The 26,102-nt window shown below is 68.4% G+C and carries 28 protein-coding genes; 15 read left to right on the top strand and 13 right to left on the bottom strand.

Going from position 1 to position 26,102, the window contains the following annotated elements; all coding sequences use genetic code 11:
- Positions 1–26 precede the first annotated feature (26 nt).
- Genes ABIC21_RS16970 through ABIC21_RS16960 form a run of 3 tightly spaced genes read right to left on the bottom strand, consistent with a single transcriptional unit; the run spans position 27 to position 1,893 of the window.
- A complete protein-coding gene (locus ABIC21_RS16970; protein WP_354351555.1) occupies positions 27–473 on the bottom strand; it encodes a flavodoxin family protein in 447 nt (148 codons plus the stop codon).
- Positions 470–1,525, bottom strand: a complete 1,056-nt coding sequence (locus tag ABIC21_RS16965) for a zinc-dependent alcohol dehydrogenase family protein (RefSeq protein ID WP_354351554.1) — start codon at positions 1,523–1,525, stop codon at positions 470–472. The genes ABIC21_RS16970 and ABIC21_RS16965 overlap by 4 nt, the downstream gene beginning before the upstream one ends.
- Positions 1,522–1,893, bottom strand: a complete 372-nt coding sequence (locus ABIC21_RS16960) for a hypothetical protein (RefSeq protein WP_354351553.1) — start codon at positions 1,891–1,893, stop codon at positions 1,522–1,524. Before ABIC21_RS16960 ends, ABIC21_RS16965 begins: the two co-directional genes overlap by 4 nt.
- Before the next feature lie 331 nt (positions 1,894–2,224).
- On the opposite strand from ABIC21_RS16960, the gene ABIC21_RS16955 reads away from it, so the two are divergent.
- A complete protein-coding gene (locus ABIC21_RS16955) occupies positions 2,225–3,733 on the top strand; it encodes an amidohydrolase (RefSeq protein ID WP_354351552.1) in 1,509 nt (502 codons plus the stop codon).
- Between the two features lie 9 nt (positions 3,734–3,742).
- Here the strand turns inward: ABIC21_RS16955 and ABIC21_RS16950 are convergent, their stop codons facing one another.
- Complete coding sequence (locus tag ABIC21_RS16950; protein ID WP_354351551.1) at positions 3,743–4,252, bottom strand: hypothetical protein; 510 nt, start codon at positions 4,250–4,252, stop codon at positions 3,743–3,745.
- Between the two features lie 99 nt (positions 4,253–4,351).
- Between ABIC21_RS16950 and ABIC21_RS16945 the strand changes: the two genes are divergently transcribed.
- Complete coding sequence (locus ABIC21_RS16945; RefSeq protein WP_502936019.1) at positions 4,352–5,791, top strand: HNH endonuclease; 1,440 nt, start codon at positions 4,352–4,354, stop codon at positions 5,789–5,791.
- 91 nt (positions 5,792–5,882) lie between these two features.
- Here ABIC21_RS16945 and ABIC21_RS16940 read toward each other — a convergent pair whose 3' ends face one another.
- Entirely contained in the window at positions 5,883–8,015 is a 2,133-nt protein-coding gene (locus ABIC21_RS16940) for a glycoside hydrolase family 3 C-terminal domain-containing protein (RefSeq protein ID WP_354351550.1), read from the bottom strand.
- A gap of 367 nt (positions 8,016–8,382) precedes the next feature.
- On the opposite strand from ABIC21_RS16940, the gene ABIC21_RS16935 reads away from it, so the two are divergent.
- The 3 genes from ABIC21_RS16935 (at position 8,383) to ABIC21_RS16925 (ending at position 10,881) form a co-directional block, all read left to right on the top strand.
- Positions 8,383–9,000 carry a uracil-DNA glycosylase family protein gene (locus ABIC21_RS16935; RefSeq protein ID WP_354351549.1) on the top strand — a complete coding sequence of 206 codons (618 nt, stop codon included), beginning with the start codon at positions 8,383–8,385 and terminating at the stop codon, positions 8,998–9,000.
- A gap of 161 nt (positions 9,001–9,161) precedes the next feature.
- Positions 9,162–9,905, top strand: a complete 744-nt coding sequence (locus ABIC21_RS16930) for a glucose 1-dehydrogenase (protein ID WP_354351548.1) — start codon at positions 9,162–9,164, stop codon at positions 9,903–9,905.
- Between the two features lie 19 nt (positions 9,906–9,924).
- Positions 9,925–10,881 (top strand): L-lactate dehydrogenase, encoded by a 957-nt coding sequence (locus tag ABIC21_RS16925; protein ID WP_354351547.1) that lies wholly within the window; start codon positions 9,925–9,927, stop codon positions 10,879–10,881.
- Here ABIC21_RS16925 and ABIC21_RS16920 read toward each other — a convergent pair.
- Both ABIC21_RS16920 and ABIC21_RS16915 read right to left on the bottom strand, forming a co-directional pair.
- Complete coding sequence (locus ABIC21_RS16920) at positions 10,878–11,990, bottom strand: cation diffusion facilitator family transporter (RefSeq protein WP_354351546.1); 1,113 nt, start codon at positions 11,988–11,990, stop codon at positions 10,878–10,880. The genes ABIC21_RS16925 and ABIC21_RS16920 overlap by 4 nt on opposite strands.
- Positions 11,987–12,322, bottom strand: a complete 336-nt coding sequence (locus ABIC21_RS16915; protein WP_354351545.1) for an ArsR/SmtB family transcription factor — start codon at positions 12,320–12,322, stop codon at positions 11,987–11,989. Before ABIC21_RS16915 ends, ABIC21_RS16920 begins: the two co-directional genes overlap by 4 nt.
- 106 nt (positions 12,323–12,428) lie before the next feature.
- Between ABIC21_RS16915 and ABIC21_RS16910 the strand changes: the two genes are divergently transcribed.
- From ABIC21_RS16910 to ABIC21_RS16875, 8 genes are all read left to right on the top strand, one after another.
- Positions 12,429–12,728, top strand: a complete 300-nt coding sequence (locus tag ABIC21_RS16910) for a hypothetical protein (protein ID WP_354351544.1) — start codon at positions 12,429–12,431, stop codon at positions 12,726–12,728.
- On the top strand, positions 12,725–13,312 hold the full coding sequence (locus ABIC21_RS16905; protein WP_354351543.1) for a DUF305 domain-containing protein: 588 nt from the start codon (positions 12,725–12,727) through the stop codon (positions 13,310–13,312). The genes ABIC21_RS16910 and ABIC21_RS16905 overlap by 4 nt, the downstream gene beginning before the upstream one ends.
- Before the next feature lie 56 nt (positions 13,313–13,368).
- The gene (locus ABIC21_RS16900) at positions 13,369–14,064 is read left to right on the top strand and encodes a FadR/GntR family transcriptional regulator (RefSeq protein ID WP_354351542.1); all 696 of its coding nucleotides are present in this window, start codon (positions 13,369–13,371) and stop codon (positions 14,062–14,064) included.
- A gap of 79 nt (positions 14,065–14,143) precedes the next feature.
- The gene (locus ABIC21_RS16895) at positions 14,144–15,184 is read left to right on the top strand and encodes an asparaginase (protein ID WP_354351541.1); all 1,041 of its coding nucleotides are present in this window, start codon (positions 14,144–14,146) and stop codon (positions 15,182–15,184) included.
- An 8-nt stretch (positions 15,185–15,192) separates the two neighbouring features.
- Positions 15,193–16,608: an aspartate ammonia-lyase gene (locus ABIC21_RS16890; RefSeq protein ID WP_354351540.1), complete on the top strand. Its 1,416-nt coding sequence runs from the start codon at positions 15,193–15,195 to the stop codon at positions 16,606–16,608.
- A gap of 28 nt (positions 16,609–16,636) precedes the next feature.
- Positions 16,637–18,220 (top strand): amino acid permease, encoded by a 1,584-nt coding sequence (locus tag ABIC21_RS16885; protein ID WP_354351539.1) that lies wholly within the window; start codon positions 16,637–16,639, stop codon positions 18,218–18,220.
- Positions 18,221–18,342: 122 nt separating this feature from the next.
- Positions 18,343–19,659 carry an ATP-binding protein gene (locus ABIC21_RS16880; RefSeq protein WP_354351538.1) on the top strand — a complete coding sequence of 439 codons (1,317 nt, stop codon included), beginning with the start codon at positions 18,343–18,345 and terminating at the stop codon, positions 19,657–19,659.
- A 99-nt stretch (positions 19,660–19,758) separates the two neighbouring features.
- On the top strand, positions 19,759–20,466 hold the full coding sequence (locus tag ABIC21_RS16875) for a transmembrane-type terpene cyclase (protein WP_354351537.1): 708 nt from the start codon (positions 19,759–19,761) through the stop codon (positions 20,464–20,466).
- Here ABIC21_RS16875 and ABIC21_RS16870 read toward each other — a convergent pair.
- Together ABIC21_RS16870 and gluQRS are read right to left on the bottom strand one after the other, a co-directional pair.
- The gene (locus ABIC21_RS16870) at positions 20,376–21,059 is read right to left on the bottom strand and encodes an HD domain-containing protein (RefSeq protein ID WP_354351536.1); all 684 of its coding nucleotides are present in this window, start codon (positions 21,057–21,059) and stop codon (positions 20,376–20,378) included. The two genes, ABIC21_RS16875 and ABIC21_RS16870, sit on opposite strands and share 91 nt — an antisense overlap.
- Before the next feature lie 9 nt (positions 21,060–21,068).
- Positions 21,069–21,965: a tRNA glutamyl-Q(34) synthetase GluQRS gene (gene gluQRS / locus ABIC21_RS16865; protein ID WP_354351535.1), complete on the bottom strand. Its 897-nt coding sequence runs from the start codon at positions 21,963–21,965 to the stop codon at positions 21,069–21,071.
- A 396-nt stretch (positions 21,966–22,361) separates the two neighbouring features.
- Here gluQRS and ABIC21_RS16860 point away from each other — a divergent pair, with 396 nt between their 5' ends.
- On the top strand, positions 22,362–22,820 hold the full coding sequence (locus ABIC21_RS16860; RefSeq protein WP_354351582.1) for an Lrp/AsnC family transcriptional regulator: 459 nt from the start codon (positions 22,362–22,364) through the stop codon (positions 22,818–22,820).
- Positions 22,821–22,840: 20 nt separating this feature from the next.
- Here ABIC21_RS16860 and ABIC21_RS16855 read toward each other — a convergent pair whose 3' ends face one another.
- Positions 22,841–23,296, bottom strand: coding sequence for an Lrp/AsnC family transcriptional regulator (locus tag ABIC21_RS16855; RefSeq protein ID WP_354351534.1), 456 nt, complete (start codon positions 23,294–23,296; stop codon positions 22,841–22,843).
- A 103-nt stretch (positions 23,297–23,399) separates the two neighbouring features.
- Here ABIC21_RS16855 and ABIC21_RS16850 point away from each other — a divergent pair, with 103 nt between their 5' ends.
- Positions 23,400–24,050: a LysE family translocator gene (locus ABIC21_RS16850; protein ID WP_354351533.1), complete on the top strand. Its 651-nt coding sequence runs from the start codon at positions 23,400–23,402 to the stop codon at positions 24,048–24,050.
- 3 nt (positions 24,051–24,053) lie between these two features.
- Here the strand turns inward: ABIC21_RS16850 and ABIC21_RS16845 are convergent, their stop codons facing one another.
- From ABIC21_RS16845 to ABIC21_RS16835, 3 genes are all read right to left on the bottom strand, one after another.
- Positions 24,054–24,419: a nuclear transport factor 2 family protein gene (locus ABIC21_RS16845; protein WP_354351532.1), complete on the bottom strand. Its 366-nt coding sequence runs from the start codon at positions 24,417–24,419 to the stop codon at positions 24,054–24,056.
- Positions 24,420–24,491: 72 nt separating this feature from the next.
- Entirely contained in the window at positions 24,492–25,481 is a 990-nt protein-coding gene (locus tag ABIC21_RS16840; RefSeq protein ID WP_354351531.1) for a hypothetical protein, read from the bottom strand.
- A gap of 38 nt (positions 25,482–25,519) precedes the next feature.
- Positions 25,520–26,020 carry a DUF456 domain-containing protein gene (locus tag ABIC21_RS16835; RefSeq protein ID WP_354351530.1) on the bottom strand — a complete coding sequence of 167 codons (501 nt, stop codon included), beginning with the start codon at positions 26,018–26,020 and terminating at the stop codon, positions 25,520–25,522.
- Between the last annotated feature and the right edge of the window lie 82 nt (positions 26,021–26,102).

The raw sequence follows: 26,102 nt of genomic DNA, 5'->3' as shown, positions 1-26,102 counted from the left end.
CTTTCAGATGACTCAGTTCAGCTGACTCAGCTCGTGAGTGAGGTGAGTAGGGTTCGTGCCCAGCCCTCCGCTTTCTCGATTTCACCGTCGCGCAGCGGCCCTTCGCTCCCCTTCACGTAGAAGGGCATGGGTTCGGCGATGATGTCCGCCCCGCCGGCCTTCAGTGCATGGGTTATTTTCTTGGCGGCATCGCCGTGGATGAACATCCGGACGCGGGTGTCGAACGCCGCGGCTTTCACACCCGTCAGGGAGCCCTTACCCAGGGCCGAGAGCAGCGCGGTGATTTTCGGCGTCGGGCGCCATCCGTTGATGGGGCTGCCGACGACGAGGAGGTCCCCGGCTGCGAGCTCATCGGGTTTGAAGTCGCCGACCGGGACGGATCTCGCCTGCAGCCCGTCAAGCGAACCTGCGATCGTCTCGGCTACGGATCTGGTGTTGCCGTACGCCGAATCGTAGACAACCAGGGCCTTCATGCGGTGATCACGACCTTGAGTGCCTTTGTTTCCGCGGCCCGGGCGAACGTGTCGTAGGCCTCCAGGAACTGGTCGAAGCGGAAATGATGCGTGGCGAACTTCTCCGCGGGCACCTTCTTCTGTGCCACAAGTTTCAGCAGCATCGGGGTCGTGTTGGCATTCACCAGGCCCATGCTGATGTTGATGTTCTGGATCCACAGGTTTTCCACATGCAGCTCCACGGACTTGCCGTGCACGCCGACGTTGGCCACGTTGCCGCCCGGGCGCACGATGTCCGTGCACATGCTGAAGGTCGCCGGGATGCCGACGGCCTCAATCGCCACGTCCACGCCCTGCCCGTCGGTCAGGGCGAGCACCTGCTCCTTCCAGTCGGTGTCGCCGGACAGAACGACGTCGGTGGCGCCGAACTCGCGGGACTTGTCCAGCCGGTTCGCGTCAAGGTCGATGGCGATGATGGTGGCGGCACCGTAGAGTCCCGCGGTTGCGATGGCGGCAAGTCCCACCGGGCCGGCACCGACGACGGCGACCGTGTCACCGGGCTTGACGCGGCCGTACTGCACCCCGATCTCGAAGCCGGTGGGCAGGATGTCGGAGAGCATCACGGCCTGTTCGTCGGTGACGCCCCCGGGGAGCAGGTGGAGGGAGTTTTCGGCGTAGGGGACGCGGACGTACTCGGCCTGGGTGCCGTCGATCAGGTGGCCGAAGACCCAGCCGATGCCGGCGGCCCCTTCCTCCCCCATGCAGTGCGAGTACAGGCCGGTCTTGCAGTTCGCGCAGTGGCCGCAGGACTTGATGCAGGAGATGATGACGCGGTCCCCCACTTTCAGGCTGGTGACCGAGGAACCGACTTCGGTGATGGTGCCGACGCCTTCGTGGCCCAGGATCCGGCCCTTGGTCACGGCGGGAACATCCCCCTTGAGAATATGGAGGTCCGTTCCGCAGATCGTGGTCGTATCCACTTTGACGATCACGTCACTGGGATTCTGGATCTTCGGGTCGGGAACGTCCGTCCAGGACTTTTCCCCGGGACCGCCGTAGACGAGGGCTTTCATGCGTTCTCCTTGATTCTGAGGATGTTCGGCGGATCCACGATGCGCAGCCGGCACGGTGTGACGGAGGCGTCGATGCCGGACGACATGACTGAGCGGCTGGCATGCTCGTGGAGTTCGTCAATGGCTTCGGCCGTCACGCGGGCGTGGGCGAGGTCAACGACGATTTCGTACCCGGGCAGTTTCGCGGCCACTCGGCGGCAGACGACGTAGAGGGCCCTGATATTGGCGGGCGTAACGACGCCCCGGACATTGACCCACGCCGTCTCATCAACGGCGTCGATCCGGATGAGAACCTTGATCCGCGGATCCCCGTGTGAGGGGTGCGCGTAGTAGGCACTGGATCGGCTTCCGTACTGCCTGTGCGTCATGCGGCGTCAGAGCTCCCGCGCAAGCCGTGAGCGGACTCAAAGATGTAAAAATCGCTGTTGTCAGTCATGGTGGCTGCGGTCTCTTGCCCTCCCGCGGACGCGGCAGGGCAGAACGCCTTTTCCTTCCCCAAGGTTCGAGCGAGACCGTACAACTGACAAGCAAGCGGTTCATCCCCCAATGGCCGTGCAGGAACCGCCCCAAGTTCAGCTTGGTGTGGCCGTGTTCCCGGGGCAAGGGGCGAAAGTCCCTTGTCCGGTGGGACAGCCGGCATCCGGGGGCTCCGGCGGGTCCGGATTGGCGCTGAGCGTTCCGGCCCCTAGCCTGTTTCCTATGCCTGAGACTCCTGCCGCTGCTGAGAACCGCCCCCTCGTGCTCGCCTCGGTGCGGGTTCCCGGCGGGACGGCGCTGCACGACGTGCACGTGGCCAGCGGGGTGGTTTCACGGATCGCTCCCGCCGGAATGTCCGGTCTTCCCGGATCCCAGGTGGTCAACCTGGACGGCCGCTACGTTATCCCGGGGCTGTGGGATGAGCATGTCCACATGACGCAGTGGGCCCTCGCCGCCAACCGGATCGATCTCTCCGCTGCCGCCTCCGCGCGCGAGGCGGCCGACGTCGTGCGTTCCTCCCTGTCCGCCCCCCGCCTTGCGGGTGAAGAGGACAGCGGCCTGACGGTGGTGGGTGTGGGTTTCCGGGACGCCGTCTGGGCGGATGTTCCCAGCCTTGAGCTGCTCGACGGCGCCACCGGCGGCCGGCCGGCGGCGCTGCTCAGCCATGACCTGCACTGCGTCTGGCTCAACAGCGCGGCGGCGTCCCGTTACGGCGTGCCGGTGGACTCGTCCGGGCTGCTGCGCGAGGAGCCGGCCTTTGAACTGACCCGTGAGCTGGGCAAACTGCCGGACGCCGTGGTGGACGCCTGGGTGCGGGAGTCGGCGGAGGCGGCGGCCGCACGCGGGATCGTGGGGATTGTCGATTTCGAAATGACCTGGAACCGCGATGTGTGGCTGCGCCGTGTGGCGGGCGGGTTCGATTCCTTCCGGGTCGACGCCGGCGTCTATCCGCAGGACCTGTCCCGGGCCGTCGCGGACGGGATGCGGACCGGGCAGGAGCTCGACGGCGGGGCGGGGCTGCTGCGCGTCGGTCCGCTCAAGGTGCTGATTGACGGGTCGCTGAACACCCGCACGGCCTACTGCGTGGACCCGTACCCGCACGGCGGCCGCGGGCTGCTGACCGTGAGCGAGGCGGAACTGATGGAATTGCTGGTCCGGGCCCGGGAGTCCGGTTTTGTGCCGGCGGTGCACGCGATCGGCGACGGCGCGAACGAGGTGGCGCTGAATGCCTTCGCGGCGGCAGGGATCGCGGGCCGGGTTGAGCATGCCCAGTTTGTCCGGGGCCAGGATTTCGCGCGCTTCGGCGAGCTGGGCCTGACGGCGAGCGTGCAGCCCGCCCATGCCCTGGATGACCGTGATGCCGCCGATTCCAACTGGGCCGGGCGCACGGACCGGGCGTTCCCGCTGCGGTCGCTGCTGGCTGCCGGGGCCACCCTTGCGCTGGGCTCCGATGCGCCGGTGGCGCCGCTGGAGCCGTGGACCGCCATGTCGGCGGCCACCACCCGGGCACGGCAGGACGGGCGGGCGCCCTGGCATCCGGAGCAGGCGCTCACGCGGCAGGAGGCCCTGGCCGCGTCAACGCGCGGGCGGGGCAAAGTCCGGGTGGGGGATCCGGCGGATCTTGTGGTGCTCGACGGCGACCCGCTGGCGGTAGCGGACGCCGTCTTTGCGGCGATGCCCGTGGCCGCGACGCTCGTGGCCGGGCGGTTCACGTTCCGAGGCGGCGTCTGACCGGCTGAATCAGCCTGCATTGACCCGCGACTGGACCAGGTTGGCGAACGGCAGCCGGCCGTGGTCCTCCACGAACGCGGCGTGGTAGCCGGCTTCGGCCGCGCTGAGCCGCTCAACGGGCAGCTCTTTCCACGCAACGATCAGCGAGCCGGCCGCGGCAAGCTGCCAGATCAGCCGGCCGTCCCAGTGGCCCGGCGGCTTGCCTTTGCCGAAGTCGACGAACTCCTGGATCTGCCGCCGCAGCCCGCGGTTGCCCTTGCTCCCGGGGCCGGCCTTGCCCACATAGAGAACGTCGGCGCCGTCGACCCATTCGGCAGCGAGCGCGTCCGCCTTCAGGGTCGGGTCCTTCTTCTTGAAGATGCCTGCCGTGCTCCTGGCCAGGAACTGCGGGCGGAAGCCCTCGGGCTGCAGCACCGCGAAGATGCCCGGCTTCTGCGGGATCCGGTTGATGTCAAGGTCCCCGAGCGGCCGGAACCCGGTGAACCCGTCCTGCTTCAGTGACTGTCTGTTGATCGGCATGGGTTCCTTGGGTCGGGGCACTGGGCGTTCCTTCACAGCTTACGGATGCACGGCTGCGAGGCCGCCTTAAATGTCTCAGGTGCCCGATAGCGTGATTCCATGGACGGCGAGCAGGGGCCCGAAGTGGCTCAGCCAGAACAGGTGACGGTCATGGATGTGGCCCGGTCGCTGGCCGCTGGCCGGCCGTCCGGGGACGTGCCTGAGCTGGACGGTGCGCTTTTGATTGCTGAAATCCGGACCCTGGAAGACCGAAAGTCTGCCCTGTCCGCCCGCCAGGCCCGTCTGTCCGTCGCCTTCGACCTGCTCCAGCGCCGCGAACAGGCCGACGCCGGGATGCCCGCGGCGGAGCTCGGCACCGGCGTCGGCGCGCAGATCGCCCTGGCCCGGCGGGAATCCCCGGCCAAGGGCGGCCGGCTCCTGGGCCTGGCCAAAGCCCTCGTCACCGAAATGCCCCACACCCTCGCCGCACTGGAGGCCGGGCAGCTCAACGAATGGCGGGCGACCCTTTTGGTGAAGGAAACCGCGTGCCTGTCCGCGGCGGACCGGGCCGCCGTCGACGAAGAGCTCGCCCCCGATGCCGGGACGTTCGACGGCGCCGGGGACCGGAAGATCATTGCCGCGGCCAGGGCCGCCGCCTACCGCCGGGATCCGCGTTCGGTCACCCAGCGGGCCAGCCACGCCGCCACCGAACGGCACGTCAGCCTCCGCCCGGCCCCGGACACCATGTGCTACCTCACCGCCCTGCTCCCCGTCGCGCAGGGTGTCGCCGTGTACGCCGGCCTCACCCGGCACGCCGACACCCTCCGCAACACCGGGGACCCCCGCACCCGCGGCCAACTCATGGCCGACGCCCTGGTCGAACGCACCACCGGGACTCCGGGCGGGATCAGCGGGATCGAGATCCAGCTCGTCATGACCGACCGCACCCTCTTCCAGGGCGACACCGAACCAGCCCGCCTCCCCGGCTACGGCATCGTCCCCGCCGGCTGGGCCCGCGACATGCTCACCAACCCCGGCGGCAACGTCGGCGACACAGCCGGTGACACTGCCAGCGGCCGGGAACTGCATGTCTGGCTCCGCCGGCTCTACACCGCCCCCGGCACCGGCGACCTCACCGCCATGGACTCCCGCGCCCGGCTCTTCCCGCCAGGGCTCCGCCGCTTCCTCACCGCCCGCGACGACACCTGCCGCACCCCCTACTGCGACGCCCCCATCCGCCACTTCGACCACATCATCCCCTGGCACCACAACGGCACCACCACCCGGAACAACGGGGCCGGGCTCTGCGAAGCCTGCAACCACACCAAAGAACTTCCCGGCTGGACCTCCAGTCCACGCCCCGGCCCACGGCACACCCTCGACGTCACCACCCCCACCGGCCACACCTACCACTCCACCGCACCGCCACCGCCGGGAACCCCTGCCCGTCACGTGGAACCGGACCTGGCCGTGGCAAAAACCCCGAGCCACCGCCGCCAACGCCGCAGCAGAGCCAACGACCTCCACCAAGCCCGAAAGCAACGCCAACGGGCGGCCTAAACGAACACCCGGCAGCCTGACCAACACCCGCACCGTGAACAAATGGCCGTGGAACGCAGCCGCCCTGCCTGACGGAGGAGGCAGCGACCGGCTACCGCCCAAACCACGCCTCGGCCAGGGCCACGTCGGCCTCCAGGGTGTAGTTGCCGGCCGAATGCCCGAGCGCCAGGCGGTAGCTGCCACGCGGAGTGTGCCACTGCCCGCGGCCGGTGTCGTAGGACGCCAGCAGCCGCGGATCCACATCAAGCGTGACGGTCCGTGATTCCCCGGGTTCGAGGTCCACGCGCTCGAAGCCAAGCAGCCGCATCCGGGGGCCTGCTGGATCCTCGAGGAGGTAGAGCTGGGGCACGTCGGCCCCGCGGCGCGGCCCCGCATTGGTGACGGTGAACCCGGCCCGCACCCCGCCGCGGTCCTGCACGGTGAGGTCCGCGTAGCCGAACCGGGTATAGCTGAGCCCGTGGCCAAAGGGGAAGAGAGGTTCCTGCCCGGTCTTCGCGAACCAGCGGTAGCCGACGTCAGATCCCTCGTTGTAGTGGATCGTCGTCGGGGTGCCCCACGGTGTGCCGAGGCCCGGCAGCTCCGGTCGCGGTGTCTGGTGCAGACCGGTCGGGAAGGTCAGCGGGAGTTTCCCGGACGGATTGGTGGCGCCGGTGAGGATTTCGGCGATCGCCTGCCCGCCGCACTGGCCGGGGTACCAGGCCGCCAGGACGGCCCGGACCTTCGGCAGCCACGGCATCACCACCGGGTTGCCGGTCTCGAGGACGACGACGGTGTTCGGGCTGGCGTCCGCGACCGCCTCGATCACGGCGTCCTGGCCCCACGGCAGGGACAGGTCCGCGTTGTCGTAGCCTTCGCCCTCCACGCGGATCCCGAAAACGATGGCGACGTCACAACGGCGTGCCAGCAGTGCCGCCTCGGCCGTGCTCATCCCGGGGTCGTATTCGATCTCGGCGCCGGGCAGCAGCTTCTGCAGTTCCGCCAGCGGCGAGGAGGGCAGCAGGTACAGGTTCCGCATGCTGCCCATGATGCCGGGGCCGCCGACCGTGTGGATCTCGGCGTAGCCGCCGGGCGGGGTGACGGCGCTGGAACCGCAGCCGGTGGGCACGCCAAGCTGGGCCTGTCCTCCGATGATCGCGATCGTGAGGGGCGCGCCGGCAGGAGACGGCGCCGCCAGCGGGAGCACGCCGTCGTTCTTGAGCAGGACAATCCCCTGCCGCGCCGTCTCCAGGGCGATGTCGGCATGGGCGGGCAGGTCGACGTCGGGCGTTTTCTCCCAGCGGTCAATGCCGACGTCGAAGATGGCGTAGAGGATGCGCTGCACCATCCCGGACAGGCGTTCCTTGGGGAATTCACCCGCCGCGTAGGCGGCGCGCAGGGGTGCGGTGAAGGTCTCCTGTCCCCACATCATCACGTCGATCTGCGCGCCGGATTCCTGGTCCTGGCCGCGCAGCGCGAAGTCCCAGCTCGGCGTCGCGCCCCAGTCGGACATCACCCAGCCGGGGAAGCCCCAGGCGCCTTTCAGGATGCCCTGCAGCAGCGCCTCGTTGCCGCCCGCGTAGGTGCCGTTGATCTTGTTGTAGCCGGTCATGACCGAGCCGGGCCGGGCGCGTTCGATGGCGATCTCGAACGCGAGCAGGTCGGATTCCCGGTGGGCGGCCGGGTCGATGACGGCGTCCAGCCAGTGCCGGTTGGTTTCGTTGCAGTTCAGCGAAAAGTGCTTGACGGTGGAGATGACCTGCTCGCCCTGGATGCCCCGGACCGACTCCGCGCCGAGGACTCCGGTGAGCCAGGGGTCCTCGGAGAGGTACTCGAAGTTCCGGCCGTTGCGGGGGTCGCGGTGCAGGTTGAGTCCGCCGGCGAGCTGGACGTTGAGCCCTTTGCTCCGGGCCTCCCTGCCCACCATTTGCCCGGATCGACGTGCGAGCCCGGGGTTGAAGCTCGCCCCCAGGGCGATGGATGCCGGGAGCGCGGTGGCGGTGTCCCCCTCCCGGTAGCCCGGGTTGGTGACGCCCAGGCTGGCGTCGCTCATCAGGAGGGCGGGGATGCCAAGCCGCGGGATCCCGGGCGTGTAGCCGGCGCTCATCGGGACGCCGTCCGGGATGCGCGGGTCCTTGTCCGTGAGTACCTCGTTGGTGCCCATGACGCTGATGAGGAGTGAAAAGCGCTCCTCGTCCGTCAGCTGCGCCTCGACTTCACGGGCCCGTTCCATCGCTTCTGAATTCACGCCTTGCCTGCTTTCGGGGGTCGTCCCGGCGGGCGTTGAGCGCCCCGGCGGAAGAGGGGACCTGGGATCGGTTCCATCATGCCCGTGGCGGTGGGGCGGGGCCAGAGGTTGGCGAGGATTCTGGTTAAACGCAAGGCCTGCAGGTACCTTCGCGATCTCGCTATGAGACGGCTCGGACATTTTCATGTCCAGAACGACCCGGCTTAATCAAGTGGTTACCTGCAGGCGCTTTAAGCGTACGCCCGCCCAATCGGCGTGACTAGGGGTCCGTCGCCTCTTCCAAAGCCCGAAAAAACGCCCCAGCGCCCGAAAGCGTAGAGTGGAACCAGACGCCTGATTCTGGACGCCGAGTGCTGAGGGAGAAATCGTGACGATTGACTGGGACGAAAAGAAGACCCTGCTGCAGGAACCGAACATCGCCGCCGTAACGCAGCTTTGCGACGAACTGATGGAAAAGAAGCCGGGGTCGGTTGTCCCCTACATCGATCCCGTCCATGACGAGGACGAGTGCCGGATCGTCAGCCTCCACATCGCCCCGGGCAAGGGCACCGAATCGGGCTTCGTTTCCCACTTCAACGACGACGAGGCCGCCCGCCGCGCCACCTCCATCTACGAGGCCGTCGAGCTCGACCCCCGCTACGTGATGCCGTGGAACGCCTACCCCTGGGTCCGCGATCCCGAACTCCCGTCCGCGCTGAACGTCCAGGAGAAGACGGACGGGCTGCGGCCGTTCCGCCAGTTCCTCAAGATCAACAAACGCGTCTCCGCCGTCATCGCCCACGGCGCCGACGCCCACGCGTTCCTGACACTGTTCGAGAAGACCTACCACTCGTCCCTGAAAAACCGCGGGGTCAAGATCTACAAGGCCACCGCCCTGGGTGGCCGCGCCTTCGCCGTCTCCGCCGCCAAGCAAGAGGAACTCCTGAGCAAGAACGTCGAGGTCTACAAGGACGCCATGCAGCGGGCAGGCATCCAGCACCTCTGATCCGCCGGCGCACGGCGGCGGATCCGCCGCCGTCGTCGTCCGGTCTCTTAGTCCCCGTAGGGTCCAACGGCCCTGCCGAAGCCGGGCGGTGCTTGGTGAGCTTGAGTCGAGCCCGGACGGCCGCGTCCTTGGTGAGGCTCGCTCCCGCAAAGGACTCAGCTATGGGACGGTTGGACGGCAAGGTGGCCCTGGTCAGCGGCGGCGCCCGGGGCATCGGCGCGGCCATCGCGCAACGATTCCTCGACGAGGGCGCGAAAGTCGTCGTGGGCGATGTCCTAGACGACGACGGCCGCCAACTGGCCGCCCGGCTCGGCGACGGGGCCCGGTATGTCCGCCTGGACGTGACGCAGCCTGCGGACTGGGACGCAGCAGTCAGCGAGGCCGTGACCGCGTTCGGCAGCCTCAGCGTCCTGGTCAACAATGCGGGAATCGTGAGTTTCGGCCGGATCGACGAGTATCCGCACGAGCAGTGGGCCCGGATCATCGATGTGAACCTCACCGGCGTCTTCAACGGCATCAAAGCCGCCGCCCCGGCCATGGCGAGCGCGGCCGCCTCCTCGATCATCAACGTTTCCTCCATCGCGGGACTCCGGGGCTACGAGAACCTCTCGGGCTACACGGCCTCGAAGTTCGGCGTCCGCGGGCTGACCAAGAGTGCCGCCCTGGACCTCGGCGGCTCCGGCATCCGGGTCAATTCGGTCCATCCCGGTGTCATCGAGACGCCCATGACGGCAGGAATGACGTTCGACACCGGACATGTCCCCCTGCACCGGATCGGACAACCCACCGAGGTCGCGGACCTGGCGGTGTTTCTGGCGGGCGACGAGTCCTCCTACATTACGGGCGCCGAATTTGTGATCGACGGCGGCGAAATCGCCGGCACTGTCGCTCCGCCCGCCGTCTGAGAAGGAAAGAAGACAGCCCATGTCCCAGAGTCCCGGCTCAAAACTCGCAATAGTCGGCGCCGGCAGCGTCGGCACGTCCCTCGCCTACGCCGCCCTGATCCGGGGCTCAGCCAGCAACGTCGCACTCTTCGACGTCAATGCCACCAAGGCCGAGGCCGAGGTGCTGGACCTGGCCCACGGCACCCAGTTCGCTGCCGCCGCGGCAACCGTCACGGGCGGCGGGGACATTTCCGCGACGGAAGGCGCCGACGTCGTCGTCATCACCGCCGGGGCCAAACAGGCACCGGGTCAGACGCGGCTGGACCTGGCCGGCACCAACGTCCGCATCCTGGAACAGCTCATGCCACAGCTGCTGAAGCACGCCCCGGACGCCGTCTACGTCCTGGTGACCAACCCCTGCGATGTACTGACCGTCGCGGCACAGAAAATCTCCGGCCTGCCCTCCTCGCGCATCTTTTCCTCCGGCACCGTGCTCGATACGTCCCGGCTGCGCTGGCTGCTGGCGCGCAAGGCCGGGGTCTCCCTGACCAGCGTGCACGCCAGCATGGTGGGCGAGCACGGCGACACCGAGTTCCCCATCTGGTCCGGCGCCACGATCGGGCCGGTCCCGATCCGAAACTGGACGGTCGACGGCGTTCGCGTCTTCACCCCCGGGTACCTCGCCGAAACCGCGCAGGAAGTCACGCAGGCGGCCTACAAGGTGATTGCGGGCAAGGGCGCCACGAACTACGCGATCGGCCTCTCCGGCGCACGCATCGTGGAGGCCCTGCTGCGCGCGGAAAACGCGGTGCTGCCGGTGTCCACGGTGCTGGACGGCCAGTACGGAATCACCGGGGTGGCGCTGTCCCTGCCCAGCGTCGTCGGGCACGGCGGGGTCCGCGCGGTCCTGGATACCCCCATGGACGACGGCGAACTCGCCTCGCTGCACCACTCGGCGGAAACGCTGCAGCAGAGCCTCGACACCCTGGGGATCTAGCCGGTCCGCGCCGGCTCGTCCGCGGCGAAGTCGGGCACAATCGTCACCGATCCGACGTGCGGGAGGGCCCGCCGGACCCCGCGTTCCAGATTGGCCGTCACCGAGGCGAGCTCCACCAGGTGCGCGTCCGTCGGGATCGGCACGGTGATCTCGACGTGCAGCCGGTGGCCGGACCAGCGCATCCGGGCGGTGCCGCCGGAACGGGAGTGTTCCGCGACGACGGCCTCGACCCGCCGGGTCAGCCCAGGGTCGACGCCGTCCATCAGCCGGCGTCCGACGTCGCGCACGGTGCCCCACAGGAGGACGACGATGGCGGCGGAAATCAGCAGGCCCACGATCGGGTCCGCGAGCGGGAAGCCGAGCCAGATGCCGATGACGCCGGCGACGACGGCCAGCGAGGTGAAGCCGTCCGTCCGGGCGTGGATGCCGTCGGCCACCAGGGCTGCGGAACCGATCCGCCGGCCGATGCGGATCCGGTAGATCGCGACGAGTTCGTTGCCGGCGAAGCCCACCAGCCCTGCGGCGAGGACCCAGCCGAGGTTGTGCACGGGCTGCGGTTCGAAGAAGCGGCGGATCGATTCGGCGGCGGCAACCACGGCGGAGAGGGCAATCATCGCCACGATGAACAGCCCGGCGAGGTCCTCGGCCCGGCCGAAGCCGTAGGTGTATGACCGGGTGGCCTTGCGGCGGCCCAGCAGGAACGCGATCCACAGCGGGACTGCCGTCAGGGCGTCGGAGAAATTGTGCACGGTGTCGGCCAGCAGCGCCACGGAGCCGCTGATCAGCACGATCACCAGCTGGAAGAGCGAGGTGGCGCCGAGGCCAAGCAGGGAGACCTTGACCGCGCGGATGCCCTGGGCGCTGGATTCGAGCGCCTCATCGATGGAGTCCGCAGCGTCGTGCGAGTGCGGGACGAAGACCGACTGGAGCCAGCCCTTCAGGCCGGTGGCGTGCGTGTGGGGGTGGGTGTGGCCGTGGTCATGCGGGTTGTGGTCATGGCCGTTCGGACCGTGGTCGTGGTCATGGTCATGGAAGTGGCCGCCGTCGTGGCTGTGCTCATGGCCGTCGCCGTGGCTGTGTTCGTCGACGGCATCCGACGGGCGGTTCATGCGCCGTGCCGCGGGGCAGTGCCGAGCGCGTGCTCGGCCTGGTGGATAGCATCCATCACCAGCTGGCGGGCGTGCTCATTCTGCAGCCGGTAGAAGACTTTGGTGCCTTCCTGCCGCGTGGCGACCATGCCGCCCAGCCGCATCTTGGCCAGATGCTGCGAGACAGCTGAGGCCGGTTTCCCCACGCGCTCCGCCAGCGAGTTGACCGGCAGTTCGCCCTCCCCCAGGACCAGGATCAGCCTGACACGCGTGGCGTCGGCCAGCATGGAGAACACCTCAACGGCCAGCTCCACGTGGGGGCTGTCCACCTCAACCTGCGTATCTGCATTCATACGCAGATACTGTCATAGTTGTCCCGGTCAGCCAATTGTTTCCGGGCTGCGCCGCCGGAACACAATCCCGGGGGCAGGCGTTGAAGACAGGTAGCCTGAGTGATTCGTGAAAGTGCCCGGAACCCTGACTGAGAAGGAGGAGGATGACGATGTCCACAGCTGCCGCGGCGCAACCCAGGTTCCGCCGTCGTGCGTCTGCCAGGGCGGATCCGCCGAGATGCCAGCGGTCCACGTCGCCTGCACACCATCGTCGGCGGGCGCGCCTTTGAGCGCCCCCCAGCCCGGGACCACCCCGCTGGAGGCCCAGCCCTGGAGCGCGGCACTGTCGGACCGCCTGTCCGGCTACGCGCGACTCCACACCGGCGTCCACCGCCGCCGGATCCACGAAGGACACGACCTCCCATGAAGAAGACCCTCACTATTTCCGCCACCGCCCTCGCCGCCGTTATCGCCCTGGCCGGCTGCTCCACTGGCGCCAGCAGCATGCCCAGCATGGACCACAGCACCATGGGCCCGAGCGCCGTCCCTGCGGCCGCGGACCACAACGGCTCGGACACGATGTTCGTCCAGGGGATGATCCCGCACCACGCCCAGGCCGTGGAGATGAGCGACGTCATCCTGACAAAGCAGGGCATCGACGCCAGGATCACCGCCCTGGCGACGAAAATCAAGGCCGCCCAGGCGCCCGAGATCGAGAAGATGACCGGCTGGCTCAAGGGCTGGAACGAACCCACCCAGGCGCCCGGCGGCCACTCGATGACCGGCATGATGAGCGGCGATGACCTCGCCAAGCTCGACGCCGCGCAGGGCACCGAGGCCGCGAAACTGTTCCTCAGCCAGATGATCGCGCACCACGAGGGCGCCGTCGAAATGGCGAACGCCGAGGTCCGAAGCGGCAAGAACGCCGAAGCCATCCAGCTGGGCAAGGACATCGCGGCCTCCCAGACGGACGAGATCCAGGAAATGAAGGACCTGCTCGCGGGTCTCTAGCCCCCGGGTCGCCGTCACACTTGACACGCGGATGTGACCCCTGCCATATTTTAGGGGTGAACCTGTCAGACAGCCAGACAGCAGGACAGCCTCTCGCCCGCCTCAGCGCGGCCGAAGCAGTCTTCAATGTCCTCCGCTCCGAAATCGAATCGGGCAAGCTCGGCATCGGCGCCAAGCTGAGCTCCGAGGCCAGCCTTGCCCAGCAGTACGGCGTGAGCCGCTCCGTGGTCCGCGAGGCACTGCGGTCCTGCACCGCGCTGGGGCTGACCGTCACGAGGACCGGACGGGGCACGTTCGTGGTCGCCGACCACGTGGCCAAGGACCTGGTCCTCGGTCAGTACGCTGCACGCGACCTCACCGAGGCGCGCCCCCACATCGAGGTTCCTGCCGCCGGGCTGGCGGCAGAACGCCGCTCGCCCGAGGAACTGGAAACAATGCGGGACATCGTCGCCGCGATGACAGCCGAGGACGACCCCGAAGTGTGGGTGGGCCTGGACTCCAGCTTTCACGCGCTGATCGCGCGGGCCAGCCGGAACAAGGTGTTCGAAAACGTCGTCGCGGATATCCGGGAAGCCCTGGCCCACCAGTCCGAGACCCTGAACATGGTGGCGGACCGCCAGCGCGCCTCCGACGAGGAGCACCGGCGCATCCTGGCCGCCATCGAGGCCGGCGACGCGGCAACGGCGCGCATCGCCATGAGCCAGCACCTGCACGCCGTCGGCGTTGCCCTCGACTCGATCCTCAACACGTAAGTGCAGGCGCCCAAGCCCGTGCCCGCAAGAGCATATTCGGCAGCGGCTTGACCAGCAACCACCACCGGCAAAGGACGCAATGATTTCTCCCGCCCTCGCGCACCTCCCCACCCCGCTGGCCACGGCGACGCTCCCGCAGCACGCCCCGCTCGCGGTCCAGACCCGCGACGGACTGGTCGAGAGCGTCCATTACGGCTCGGCAATCGCCACCGCAGCGGACGGGCGGACCCTCCTGGCCGCCGGCGAGCCCCTCGCCCCCTTCTACCCGCGCTCCGCCCTCAAGCCGCTGCAGGCCGTCGCCATGGTCCGTGCCGGCCTGGACCTCCCGGATGAACTCCTGGCCCTCGCGTCCGCCAGCCACTCCGGGGGCGGCGCCCACCGCGACGGCGCGCTGCGCATCCTTGAATTGCATGGGCTGACCCCGGAAGACCTCGAGAACACCACCGACCTCCCTTACGGCGTCCGTGAACGCGAGGAATGGCTCGGCGGCGGCGGGCAGTCCACCCAGCTGGCGCAAAACTGCTCCGGCAAGCACGCCGCGATGGCGGCCACCTGCGTCATCAACGGCTGGCCGGTCCCGGGACACCTTGACCCGGCCCACCCGCTCCAGCAGCTCGTGGCCCGGACCGTAGCGGATCTGACAGGCGAGGACCCGGAGCGCACGTCCACCGATGGCTGCGGAACCCCGCTCTTCGCCCTCAGCCTGCATGGCATGGCCCGCGCCTTCGGCCGGCTGGCCTCGGCCACGGGATCCGGCAGCGCGGAAGCCGCCGTGGCCGGCGCCATGCGGCGTCACCCGGAGATGGTCGCGGGCGAGGACCGGGATGTCACCGAACTGATGCTCCTGGTCCCCGGCCTCCTGGCAAAAGACGGCTTCGAGGGCGTCCAGCTGGTGGGCCTGCCCGACGGCCGCGCCGTCGCAGTGAAGATCGCCGACGGCGGGGACCGCGCCAGGATGCCCGTCACCGTGCGCGTCCTGGCCGCCCTCGGCGTCGACACCTCTCCCCTGTCGCGCATCGCCGCGGCAACTGTCCTGGGCGGCGGCCGGCCGGTCGGGCTGCTGCAGGCCGCCGACTTCCTCCCTTCCCCCGAAACCTGCAACGCCCCCGAAGCCCCGTAAGGACCGCCATGACCTCGCTCGACGAACGCGCAGACTTCCGCTCCGAACATGACCTCCTGGGCGACCGGGACGTCCCCGCCGACGCCTACTGGGGGGTGCACACCCTGCGCGCCGTGGAGAACTTTCCCATCACGGGCCAGCCGCTGTCGTCCAACATGTATCTGGTCCGCGGGCTGGCCGCCGTGAAGCTGGCCGCCGCCCGCACAAACCACGAACTCGGCCTCCTCGATGCCGAGCGCGCCCGGGCCATCGAGGACGCCTGCGCCGACGTCCTGGACGGCAAGCTCAGCGAGCAGTTCGTGGTGGACGTCATCCAGGGCGGTGCCGGGACGTCGTCGAACATGAACGCCAACGAGGTGATCGCCAACCGGGCCCTGGAAATCCTCGGCCACCCGAAGGGCGACTATTCCCGGCTGCACCCCAACGACCACGTCAACCTCAGCCAGTCCACGAACGACGTCTACCCCACCGCGGTCAAGCTCGGCACGATCTTCGCCGCCCGGGAACTCCTCGATGCCCTGGGGGAGCTCGAAGACGCCTTCGCCGCCAAAGCCGCCGAATTCCGCACGGTGGTGAAGATGGGCCGCACCCAGCTGCAGGATGCCGTCCCCATGACGCTCGGCCAGGAATTCGGCACCTACGCCGTCACGATCGGCGAGGACCGGCTCCGCCTGGCCGAAGCGGACCTGCTGATCCACGAAATCAACCTCGGCGCCACCGCGATCGGCACCGGCCTGAACGCACCGGCCGGGTACGCCGGGGCCGCCTGCCGGCACCTCGCCGACATCACGGGCCTGCCGCTCGTCACGGCCGTGGACCTGATCGAGGCCACCCAGGATGTCGGCGCCTTTGTGCACCTCTCCGGCGTGCTCAAGCGGGTCGCCGTGAAGCTGTCCAAGATCTGCAACGACCTGCGGCTACTCTCCTCCGGCCCGCGCGCCGGTTTCGGCGAAATCAACCTCCCCGCTGTGCAGTCCGGCTCCTCGATCATGCCGGGCAAGATCAACCCGGTGATCCCCGAAGTCGTCAGCCAGGTGGCCTACGAGGTCATCGGCAACGACGTCACCATCACCATGGCCGCCGAGGCCGGGCAGCTCCAGCTCAACGCCTTCGAACCGATCATCGTCCACAGCCTCCACAAGAGCATCTCGCACCTGGAAGCCGCCTGCCGCACCCTCACGGCCCGCTGCGTCCGGGGCATCACCGCCAACACCGAACACCTCCGCCTCACGGTGGAACAGTCCATCGGACTCGTCACCGCCCTCAACCCGCACCTCGGCTACGCCACCGCCACTGCCATCGCCCAGGAAGCCCTCGCCACCGGCAAGGGCGTCGCGGAGCTCGTGCTTGAACACGGACTGCTCACCGCCGAGCAGCTCACCGACCTCCTCAGCCCGCAGCGCCTCGCGAACCTCAGCAAGTAGCGCCCCTCCGAACCCCGAAGGACCCCCCATGACCTATCCCGACACTGCCCGCGCCCAAAAACAACCGGCCCGAGACCGCTCGGCCCCAAATCCGGCCGTCACCGACCACACCATACCCGCGCATGCCCATGCCTCCGAGGCAGCGCTCCATGCCGAGGACCAGGGTTACCACAAGGGCCTGAAACCCCGGCAGGTGCAGATGATCGCGATCGGCGGGGCGATCGGCACCGGCCTGTTCATGGGCGCCGGCGGCCGTCTCGCCGCGGCCGGCCCGGCGCTGGCGATCAGCTATGCCGTCTGCGGGTTTTTCGCCTTCATGATCCTGCGCGCCCTCGGCGAACTCGTGATGCACCGGCCGTCGTCGGGCTCGTTCGTCTCCTACGCCCGCGAATTCTTCGGCGAGAAGGCCGCGTTCGTCACGGGCTGGCTGTACTGGCTGAACTGGGCCATGACGGCGATCGTGGACATCACCGCCGTCGCGCTGTACATGAACTTCTTCAAAAAGTACTGGGCGCCGATCGCGGACGTACCGCAGTGGGCCTGGGCCCTGGCAGCCCTGATCCTGGTCCTGGGCCTCAACCTCATCAGCGTCAAGGTGTTCGGCGAGCTCGAATTCTGGTTCGCGCTGATCAAGGTCGTGGCACTCGTGTCCTTCCTGATCGTCGGCATCTACTTCGTCATCTTCGGCACCCCCGTCGCCGGCCAGGAGGTCGGGTTCAGCCTGATCGCGGACAACGGCGGCGTGTTCCCCAACGGCCTGCTGCCCGCCATCGTGGTGATGCAGGGTGTCGTGTTCGCCTACGCCTCGATCGAGCTGATCGGCACCGCCGCCGGCGAGACGGAAAACCCGGAAAAAATCATGCCGCGGGCCATCAACACGGTGATCGTCCGCATCGCGGTGTTCTACGTCGGCTCGCTGGTGCTGCTCTCGCTGCTGCTGCCCTACAGCTCCTACAAGGCTGGCGAAAGCCCGTTCGTGACGTTCTTCGGCTCCATCGGCGTCGACGGCGTGGACGCCATCATGAACCTCGTGGTCCTGACCGCGGCACTGTCCTCGCTGAACGCCGGCCTGTACTCCACCGGCCGGATCATGCGGTCCATGTCCGTTTCAGGTTCCGCGCCGAAGTTCGCCGGCCGGATGAACAAGTCCGGTGTCCCCTACGGCGGCATCGCCCTGACCGCCGGCGTGGCGGGCCTGGGAGTCATCCTCAACGCCCTGGTCCCGGCCGAGGCCTTCGAGATCGTCCTGAACGTCGCATCGCTGGGCATCATCTGCACCTGGGCCATGATCGTCCTGTGCCAGATGCAGCTTGCCCGGCTCGCAGCCCGGGGGGAACTGCTCCGGCCCGCTTTCCGGATGCCCGGCGCTCCCGTCACGGGCTGGATCACGCTTGCCTTCCTCCTGGCGGTCCTGATCCTCATGGCGTTCGACTCGCCCGTAGGAACGTGGACCATCGCGTCCATCGTGGTCATCGTGCCGCTCCTGATGCTCGGCTGGCGTCTCTGCCGGCACCGCATCCTGGAAATCGCAGCCGTCCGCGACGGGTTCACCGGCCCCTATCCGCTCGTGGCGGCCCGGCCCACAGGGACCGCCGGCGGAGATCCGGAGTAGCCTTCCGGCATTCCGCCTTCCCCGTCACGCAACGTCCCCGCAACCTCTCCCGCAGGCGGTTCGCATATGCTCAACGGACAGACTCACACTGGCTCAGCGACGAACCACCCGGGAGACACCTCATGACCACCTGGCGAATCAGGGATTTCCATTCCGCCGATCTCGACGGCATCCTGCACCTCTGGGAGTCCCTCAAGGCCACCAACGTCGAGCCGGTCTATGCGCTCTCCGAGGTGCTGGCCTCCTGCGAAAAGGACCACGCCGTCGTCGCGGTGCAGGGCGATCAGGTCGTGGGCGCCGCGGTCGGCCGCGCCGCCCACGACCAGGGCTGGATCGTTTTCCTGGCAACCCTGCCCGAATACCGCGGCCGCGGGATCGGCACCTCGCTGCTGGCCGCCGTCGAGAACCGGATGGCGCCGCACGGGCTGAACAAGCTCTCCGCCCTCATGCCGGAATCCGAAACGCGGGTGGAGGCGTTCCTGGGCCGCGGCTTTGTGCTCAAGAAGAACCTGCGCTATTTCGAGCGGAAGATTCCGGTGCAGCGCCAGGAACTCGAACCGCTCAGCCAGCTCGGCGGCCGGATCCTGGCCCGCGACCTCTGGGAGAACGTCGCCGGCATGCGGAACGAGAAGGAGCTCCTGGAGCGCCGCCTGGTTTTGCCGCTGGCCGAGGCCGACCTCGCCGACGAGTACGGTGTGGTGCCGCCGCGCGCCGTCGTCCTCTTTGGCCCTCCCGGCACCGGCAAGACCACCTTCGCGAAGGCGATTGCCTCCCGCCTGGAGTGGCCGTTCGTGGAGGTGTTCCCCTCCCGGCTGGCGTCCGATCCCAAGGGCCTGGCGGGGGCGCTGCGCGAGACCTTCCTCGAGATCGCCGAGCTGGAGCACGCCGTCGTGTTCATCGATGAGGTGGAGGAGATCGCCTCCCAGCGCTCCGGCGAACCGCCGTCGCCGCTGCAGGGTGTCACCAACGAACTCCTCAAGATCATTCCGGCCTTCCGCGAACAGCCCGGCCGGCTGCTGGTTTGCGCCACCAACTTCATCCGCGCTCTGGACACCGCGTTCCTGCGCCACGGCCGCTTCGACTACGTCATCCCGATCGGCCTGCCCGACCGGCAGGCCCGTGAGGCCATGTGGCAGCGGTTCATTCCCGCGACCGTGGTGGACGACGTGGACGTGGAGCTGCTGGTGGACCGGACCGAAGGCTTCTCCCCGGCGGACATCGAGTACGCGGCCCGGAGCGCGTCCCAGCGCGCGCTGGAGAAGGCGGTGTACGACGACGGCGGGCTGGCCTCCAGCGGCAGCGCCTCCGTCCGCGATGCCGTCCGGAAGGGCCCCGCGACGCAGGACTACCTCGACGCCATCGCCGAGACCCGGACCACGGTGAGCGACGAGGTCCACCAGCAGTTCCTCGAGGACATCGACGCCCTGGGCCGGGTCTAACTCCAAAGGCAACGCGGGGCCAGATATCGCCCATCCTGGGCCCCGGGCTGGGCCGGAAATGACCCCGCGTTGCTTCGAGCACAGAGTCCGGGAGGAATCATGGTCCTGTTCCTGACGATTGTGAGCGGCCTCGCCTGGACCGCGGTCTACATCGATGCCATCCGGATCGGGTTCCGGGACAGAAGCTACGCGATCCCGGCCGCGGCGCTCGGGCTCAACTTCGCCTGGGAGACCATCTATGCCGCCCGCTCCGTTGCGACCGGAATCTCCACCCAGGGGGTCTTCAACATCGCGTGGGCACTCGCCGACGTCGTGATTGTGTACACCTTCCTCAGGTTCGGCCGCTCCGAGCTGCCGGGCTGGGTGACGCGGAGGCTCTTCATCGGCTGGGCGCTCCTGCTGGGCGCCACGCCCTTCGCGGTGCAGGGCCTGTTCGTGGTCGAGTTCGGCTGGGAGGACGCGCCGCGCTACGCGGCGTTCCTGCAGAATCTGCTGATGTCCGGGCTGTTCATCGCCCTGTTTGTTGCCCGCCAGGGACCCCGCGGCCAGACCATGCTGATCGCAGTGGCCAAGTGGATCGGGACCCTTGCACCCACCATAGTGTTCGGCTGGTACGGCAACTCGCCGCTGATCCTGGGCGTCGGCGTCCTCTGCAGCATCTTCGATCTCGCCTACATCGGCCTGCTGTGGCGGGTGAGTCCAGTCCCGGCTCAGTCTCAGTCCCGGTGCGGCTCGGACTCGGGGGCCGCGGCGGGGGCTTCCGCCGGTTCCGAAACGGATGTTCCGCCCTCCGAGGCATCGTCATAGGAGAGGTTTTCGTAGTCGGTGTCGTCCGCCTCGTCGAGCAGATCGTCGAGTTCCTCCAGCAGCCACGGGTTGATCCGGGCCAGGATTTTCCGGGTTTCCTCCACCGGAACCGCGGCATAGAGCACCGGACGGGCCTCGTTATAGCGGGTGACCGGCGGCTTGTCCGGCCACTTCTCGGCCAGTGCCCTGACTCGCTCCGGCAGGGAGTTGTGCGCGTTGTCCGCGATTTTCACCAGGGTGGCGTCGTGGTCCTCGGCGATGTAGCGGATGCCGGCCTGGTAGTCGTCCGGATTCTCGTGCAGGCGCTTGGTGACGCGCTCGATGATGTCCACGGCCCGCTCGGTGACGCCCATGTCCAGAAGCGCCTGCCGGGTCATCGGGGTGTCCTCGGCGATGTCGTGCAGGTAGCCGGCGATCCTGATGTCGTCGTCGAAGTCCGCCAGGGCATCCCCGACGGCGATCACGTGCTCGCGGTAGGGCCGCTTGAGCTTGTCCTTCTGGCGGTTGTGGGCCACTTCGGCGAGGATCTTTGCTGTCTCGACGGTAAAACTCGGCTGCGGGCTGCGCGCTTCCCTGAACTCTGGTTCTGACATGTTTCCAGCCTACGCGTCCGGCCCGGCCATCCCCGGCCAGATCCATGGCTCCCGCGGCAGCGCGGCGGGGTCAAACACGGCGAGTGCCTGCTCCAGCGGACCGGCCGGCAGTCCCAGGGATGCCAGCAGCACGTCCCGCACCTGACCGACCGGACTGCCGGCGGCCGAGAGGTCCGCGAGCGTGACCGCACCGTCGCGCTTGGCCAGCCGGGCGCCGTCGGCGTTCAGCACGAGCGGAACATGTGCATATTCCGGTAGAGGCATATTCAGGAGGGCGGCGAGGTACGCCTGCCGGGGCGTGGAGGGCAGCAGGTCGTCGCCGCGGACCACCTGGTCGATGCCCTGGGCGGCGTCGTCCACCACAACGGCGAGGTTGTAGGCCGTCACGCCGTCATTGCGGCGGAGCACGAAGTCATCCACCACGCCGGTGTAGCTGCCGTGCAGCACGTCCTGCACCGTCGCAGTGGTCACGGCGGACCGGAGCCGGACCGCCGCCGGCCGGACAGCGCGCTTGGCCGCGCGTTCCGCCTGCGACAGATTCCGGCAGGTGCCCGGGTAGGCACCCTGCGGAGCGTGCGGCGCGGACGGCGCCTCCTGGATTTCGCGGCGGGTGCAGAAACACTCATAGGTCAGGCCCGCCGCGGTCAGCCCGGCGATTGTCGTGGCGTAGAAGGGCTCGCGGTCGGCCTGGCGGACGATGCCGCCGTCCCACGTGATGCCGATCGCGGCCAGGTCCCGGAGCTGCTCCGCCTCGGCACCGGCGCGGGCCCTGTCCAGGTCCTCAACCCGCATCAGGAACCGCCGGCCGGTGGACCGGGCGAAGAGCCAGGCGAGGATGGCCGTGCGGAGGTTGCCGACGTGCAGTTCGCCGGAGGGGCTGGGGGCGAAACGGCCGGCAGGAGTCATGGCACCAGCCTATGCGCAGCCACCCCCGCCCCCTCAAACAGCACAAGAGCCCCTCAGCTACCGATGACTTCGGAAATCCGACGTCGGTGGCTCAGGGGCTCTTGCCGTGCCGGACCCGGGGCGTTGCTCCGGGCCATGGCACTGCGAATGCGGAGATTGGTGCGGAAAGACGATGGTGTGAACAAGAGTCAATCAGCGGGCGGGTTCCTTGCGGGAAGCCTCATCCAAGGTCCGGGTGGTGTGCCGGGGTACTTGTAGCCGTTGGGATCCGGCGGTGGCCTTCGTCCCTTTGTTGTCACTATTTCAACAGAAGTCCTACAGTTGGTGCAACGGACCCGGCTTACACTGGTCAATCTGATCAAGTCCGGCCGCGACGACGTACAGGAAGTGGTCACATTGCAGGAACTCGACGCGACGGACCGGCGAATCCTCCTCGCCCTCGACCAGGATCCCCGGCTGCCCATCATGGTCCTGGCCCAGAAACTGGGCCTGGCCCGCGGCACCGTGCAGTCGCGCCTGGAGCGGATGACGGCCTCGGGCGCGCTCCGACCGAACAGCAGCCGGGTGCTGCCCTCCGCGCTGGGCCGCGGCGTCGCGGCGTCGGTCAGTGCCGAGCTGGACCAGAGCCACCTGAACGAGGCGATCGCTGCGCTGCGGAACATCCCGGAGGTGCTGGAATGCCACGCCCCGGCCGGCGAGACGGACCTTCTGATCCGGGTCGTGGCGAAAAGCCCGGACGACTTGTACCGGGTCTCCGAGGAAATCAGGTTGTGCCCCGGGATCGTGCGGACCTCCACGAGCATGTTCCTGCGTGAGGTCATCCCCTACCGGACCACGGGCCTGCTGGGCGCCTGAGCGTCGGGCACCGGAGAGGTTTACACCGGCGGGCCGGTATTGGATTTCAGGTTTTTCATCACCAGCGTCGAAGTGAGCCGTTCGACGCCGGGCAGCGAGGTCAGCTCGCTGTCGTAGAAGCGCTGGTAGGCGGGCAGGTCCTCGGCGATGACCTTCAGCAGGTAGTCGGGGGAACCGAACAGCCGCTGCGCCTCGACGATATTCGGGTTGGCCGCCACGCGGTTCTCGAAGATCTCCATCGTTGCCCGGTCCACCTGGCGCAGCGTGACGAAGACAATCGCCTCGAATCCGAGCCCGAGGGCGGACGGATCGATGTCGGCCCGGTAGCCGCGGATGACACCGGAGGACTCCAGATCGCGGAGCCGCCTGTGGCAGGGCGCCACGGTCAACCCCACCTTCGCGGCAAGCGCCGTCGCAGTCATCCGGCCATCCTCTTTGAGGTAACGCAAAATACTTCTGTCCAAGTGGTCAATCACGCAATAATCTTACCCTCGTGCGGCATTTCTCCGCGAAAAGAGGGAACACTTCCGGCGGATATTTCCCTAGACTTTTCTCGTACCCACACCTCAGGAGGCCGCCATGAATCCCCAGCTTTTCCTCGCCTTTCTGGTGGTTGCCGGCGCCCTTGCCTGCACGCCGGGGGTGGACTGGGCGTATTCCATCACCGCAGGCCTGAAGCAGCGCAGCTTTGTGCCCGCAGTCGCGGGACTCTGCGGGGGCTACGTGCTGCACACAGTACTGCTGGTCGCGGGGCTGGCCGCCCTGCTCACCGGGGTCCCTGGCATGCTCGGATGGCTGACGGTGGCCGGCGCGGCCTACCTCCTGTGGCTCGGGGTGACGACCATCCGGACGTGGCGCGGGGCGAGTTTCGGCAGCGCGGAGCTGCGGGCACCTGCGAACCAGTTCCGGACCTTCCTGCAGGGCATGGGGACCAGCGGCATCAACCCCAAGGGCCTGCTCTTCTACGTGGCCCTGGTGCCGCAGTTTGTCAGCCCCGAGGCGTCCCTGCCGGTGCCGGTACAGTCCGGCCTCCTCGGCCTGACCTTTGTGCTCCTCGTCGCCGTGGTCTACAGCTGCGTTGCCCTGCTGGCGCGCAGACTGCTGCACTCCCGGCCCGGAGCGGCGCGGAAAGTGACGCTCACCAGCGGCATCATCATGGTGGCCCTGGGCGCTGTCCTGCTGTCCGAGCAGCTGGTGCCGCTCCTGGGCCAGGCCCTGTCCCGCGGCTGAACCTCAGCCGGCCGCGGTGCGCGGCATGTACCACTCGGTGAACGCTGTGGCGCGGCCGTCGCCCGCGAGCTGGATGATCCAGAGGTTATCGTAGCTCCGGCTGTCGCCGCGGTAGTCGGTGCGGCCCTGCACGAAGGCCCTGCCGCCGTCGACGCCGAGTAGTTTCCACTCAAACGTCCAGTCCCCCGGCACATCCTGGCCGGCGATCCAGCGCTCCACGATCTGCTCGCGCCCGGTCCAAGCCTCGGGATCATCCGGGCGGGTGCAGTACACGGCGTCTTCGGTGAACAGCGCCCTGATGTCCTCCGGGTCGTTCGAGGTCCAGGCCGTGATGTAGTGCTGCATCCAGCGCGCTGCCGCATCTCTCATGCCTCGGTTCTACTCCCTGCTTCCGGGGCCCGCAAGGGTCGTTGAATGCGCGGCGGAACGCCGGGTCCTGGTTCAGTCGTCGTCCGCCCGGCCGTATTCGCGGTCCCAGAGCTCATGCAGTTCCGCGTCCTTGCGGATGGCCCGGACCGTCTCCAGGTCGGCGGACTGGCGGTGCTGCCACTCGAGCCGGTTCAGCGCCTTCCGTCCGTTGTCCAGCAGCAGGAGCGCCCGGTCCGTCATGGCATCGCTGCGGAGCGTGAAGTCGGTCGCGCGCCGGCGCAGGACCTCCTGCAGGGCGGAACGGGCGGCCGTATTGGCACCCATTTTCCGCAGCGAGCGGGCCCGGACCAGGAGCAACGCCGCCGAAAGGTCATCCCCGTTGAGCAGCCCTTCAGTGTCGGCCACGACTTCATCATGCCGTCCCAGCGCGGCGGCCAGTGAGCAGCGCGCCAGGGCCATGGGCAACGACGGCGGCAGTCCGGTCAGTGCTGCGAGGGCGGTCTCTCCCTGGCCGGTCTCGCGCAGCGAGTGGGACAGCGCCAGGAACACCGCCTCCTCGCTGAACAGGACCGGAACATCGACCCGCTCGGCGACGGCCACCCGGGTGATGACCCGGGCCAGGTAGGTGGAGGCATAGCGGTTCGCGTCGTCGTCGTTACTGGTCAGCATCCCGCGCTGGAGCAGTTCGGCGGCGCGCAGGTGGCTGCCGTGGGCGTAGCTCTGCAGCCCGGCCATCAGGTAGCACAGCCCGGCCCACCCGGGGTAGGTGCGCGCCAGGGCGATCAGCTGGTTCGGTTCGGAGTTGCCGAAGATGGCGGCGTGCACGGCCTTCGCCGCCTTGCCCGGCGCCCTGCCGCCCACTTTGCCAAGCCGCGGCGCGCCGCCCTCCACGGGCAAGGCGCCGCGGGTCCGTCCTGCCAGGACTCCGGAGACCGCACCGCCCACGCCCTCAGCGAGGCCGCGGACAGGCGTCCGGATGATCGGCGTGCGGAACGGCGCCAGGTCGCGCAAGTCGCGGTACAGGGCTGGGCGGGGTTCGGAATCTCCTGGTCCGGCGCTCATATATCCATGCTAGTAGGCGCGGGGAGGCCGCGGGCAGGTCAGGACGCGGCCGAAATCCACAGGCCAATGACCCAGGCGCTGCCGGCGAGGCAGGCAAGTCCGAACTCGACGATCATTCCCAGCCCGGTGGCCTTCAAGGCGGCCCAGCTGGAGGCCGCGGCTGTACCGATAGCCCGCGTGCGGTGCAGTTCGCTGAGCAGCAGGCCGGCGGCGAAACCAACGAACAGGCCCACCACCGGAATGATGAACATCCCCACGACACCGAAGACCAGCCCGGCCACCACCGAGCGGCTGGGAATGCTGTGCTGTTTGAGTTTGCGGCCGGTCAGGACCGCGCTGGCGGCCATTCCGGCCAGGACGAAGACCATGCCGATCGCGAACACCACCCAGCCGGTGGTTCCGGCGCCGCCCCAGATGGCCCAGGCCAGCAGGCTCAGTCCGATCAGGATGCTGCCGGGCAATACGGGGATGACGGTACCGGCCACGCCCACCAGGATGGCGAGGCCGCACAGGATCGTCACAACAGTCTCGGGGTTCATCGCCCCAGTCTAGGGCGCGAAGGCCCGTGGTCCGGGCTCGCCCCTGACCACGGGACACAGGCCGGGTCCGCAGCCAGCACAA

The sequence above is a fragment of the Pseudarthrobacter sp. PvP090 genome (assembly GCF_040547365.1).
Lineage (GTDB): Bacteria > Actinomycetota > Actinomycetes > Actinomycetales > Micrococcaceae > Arthrobacter.
This window is presented reverse-complemented; position numbering and strand designations above follow the sequence as displayed.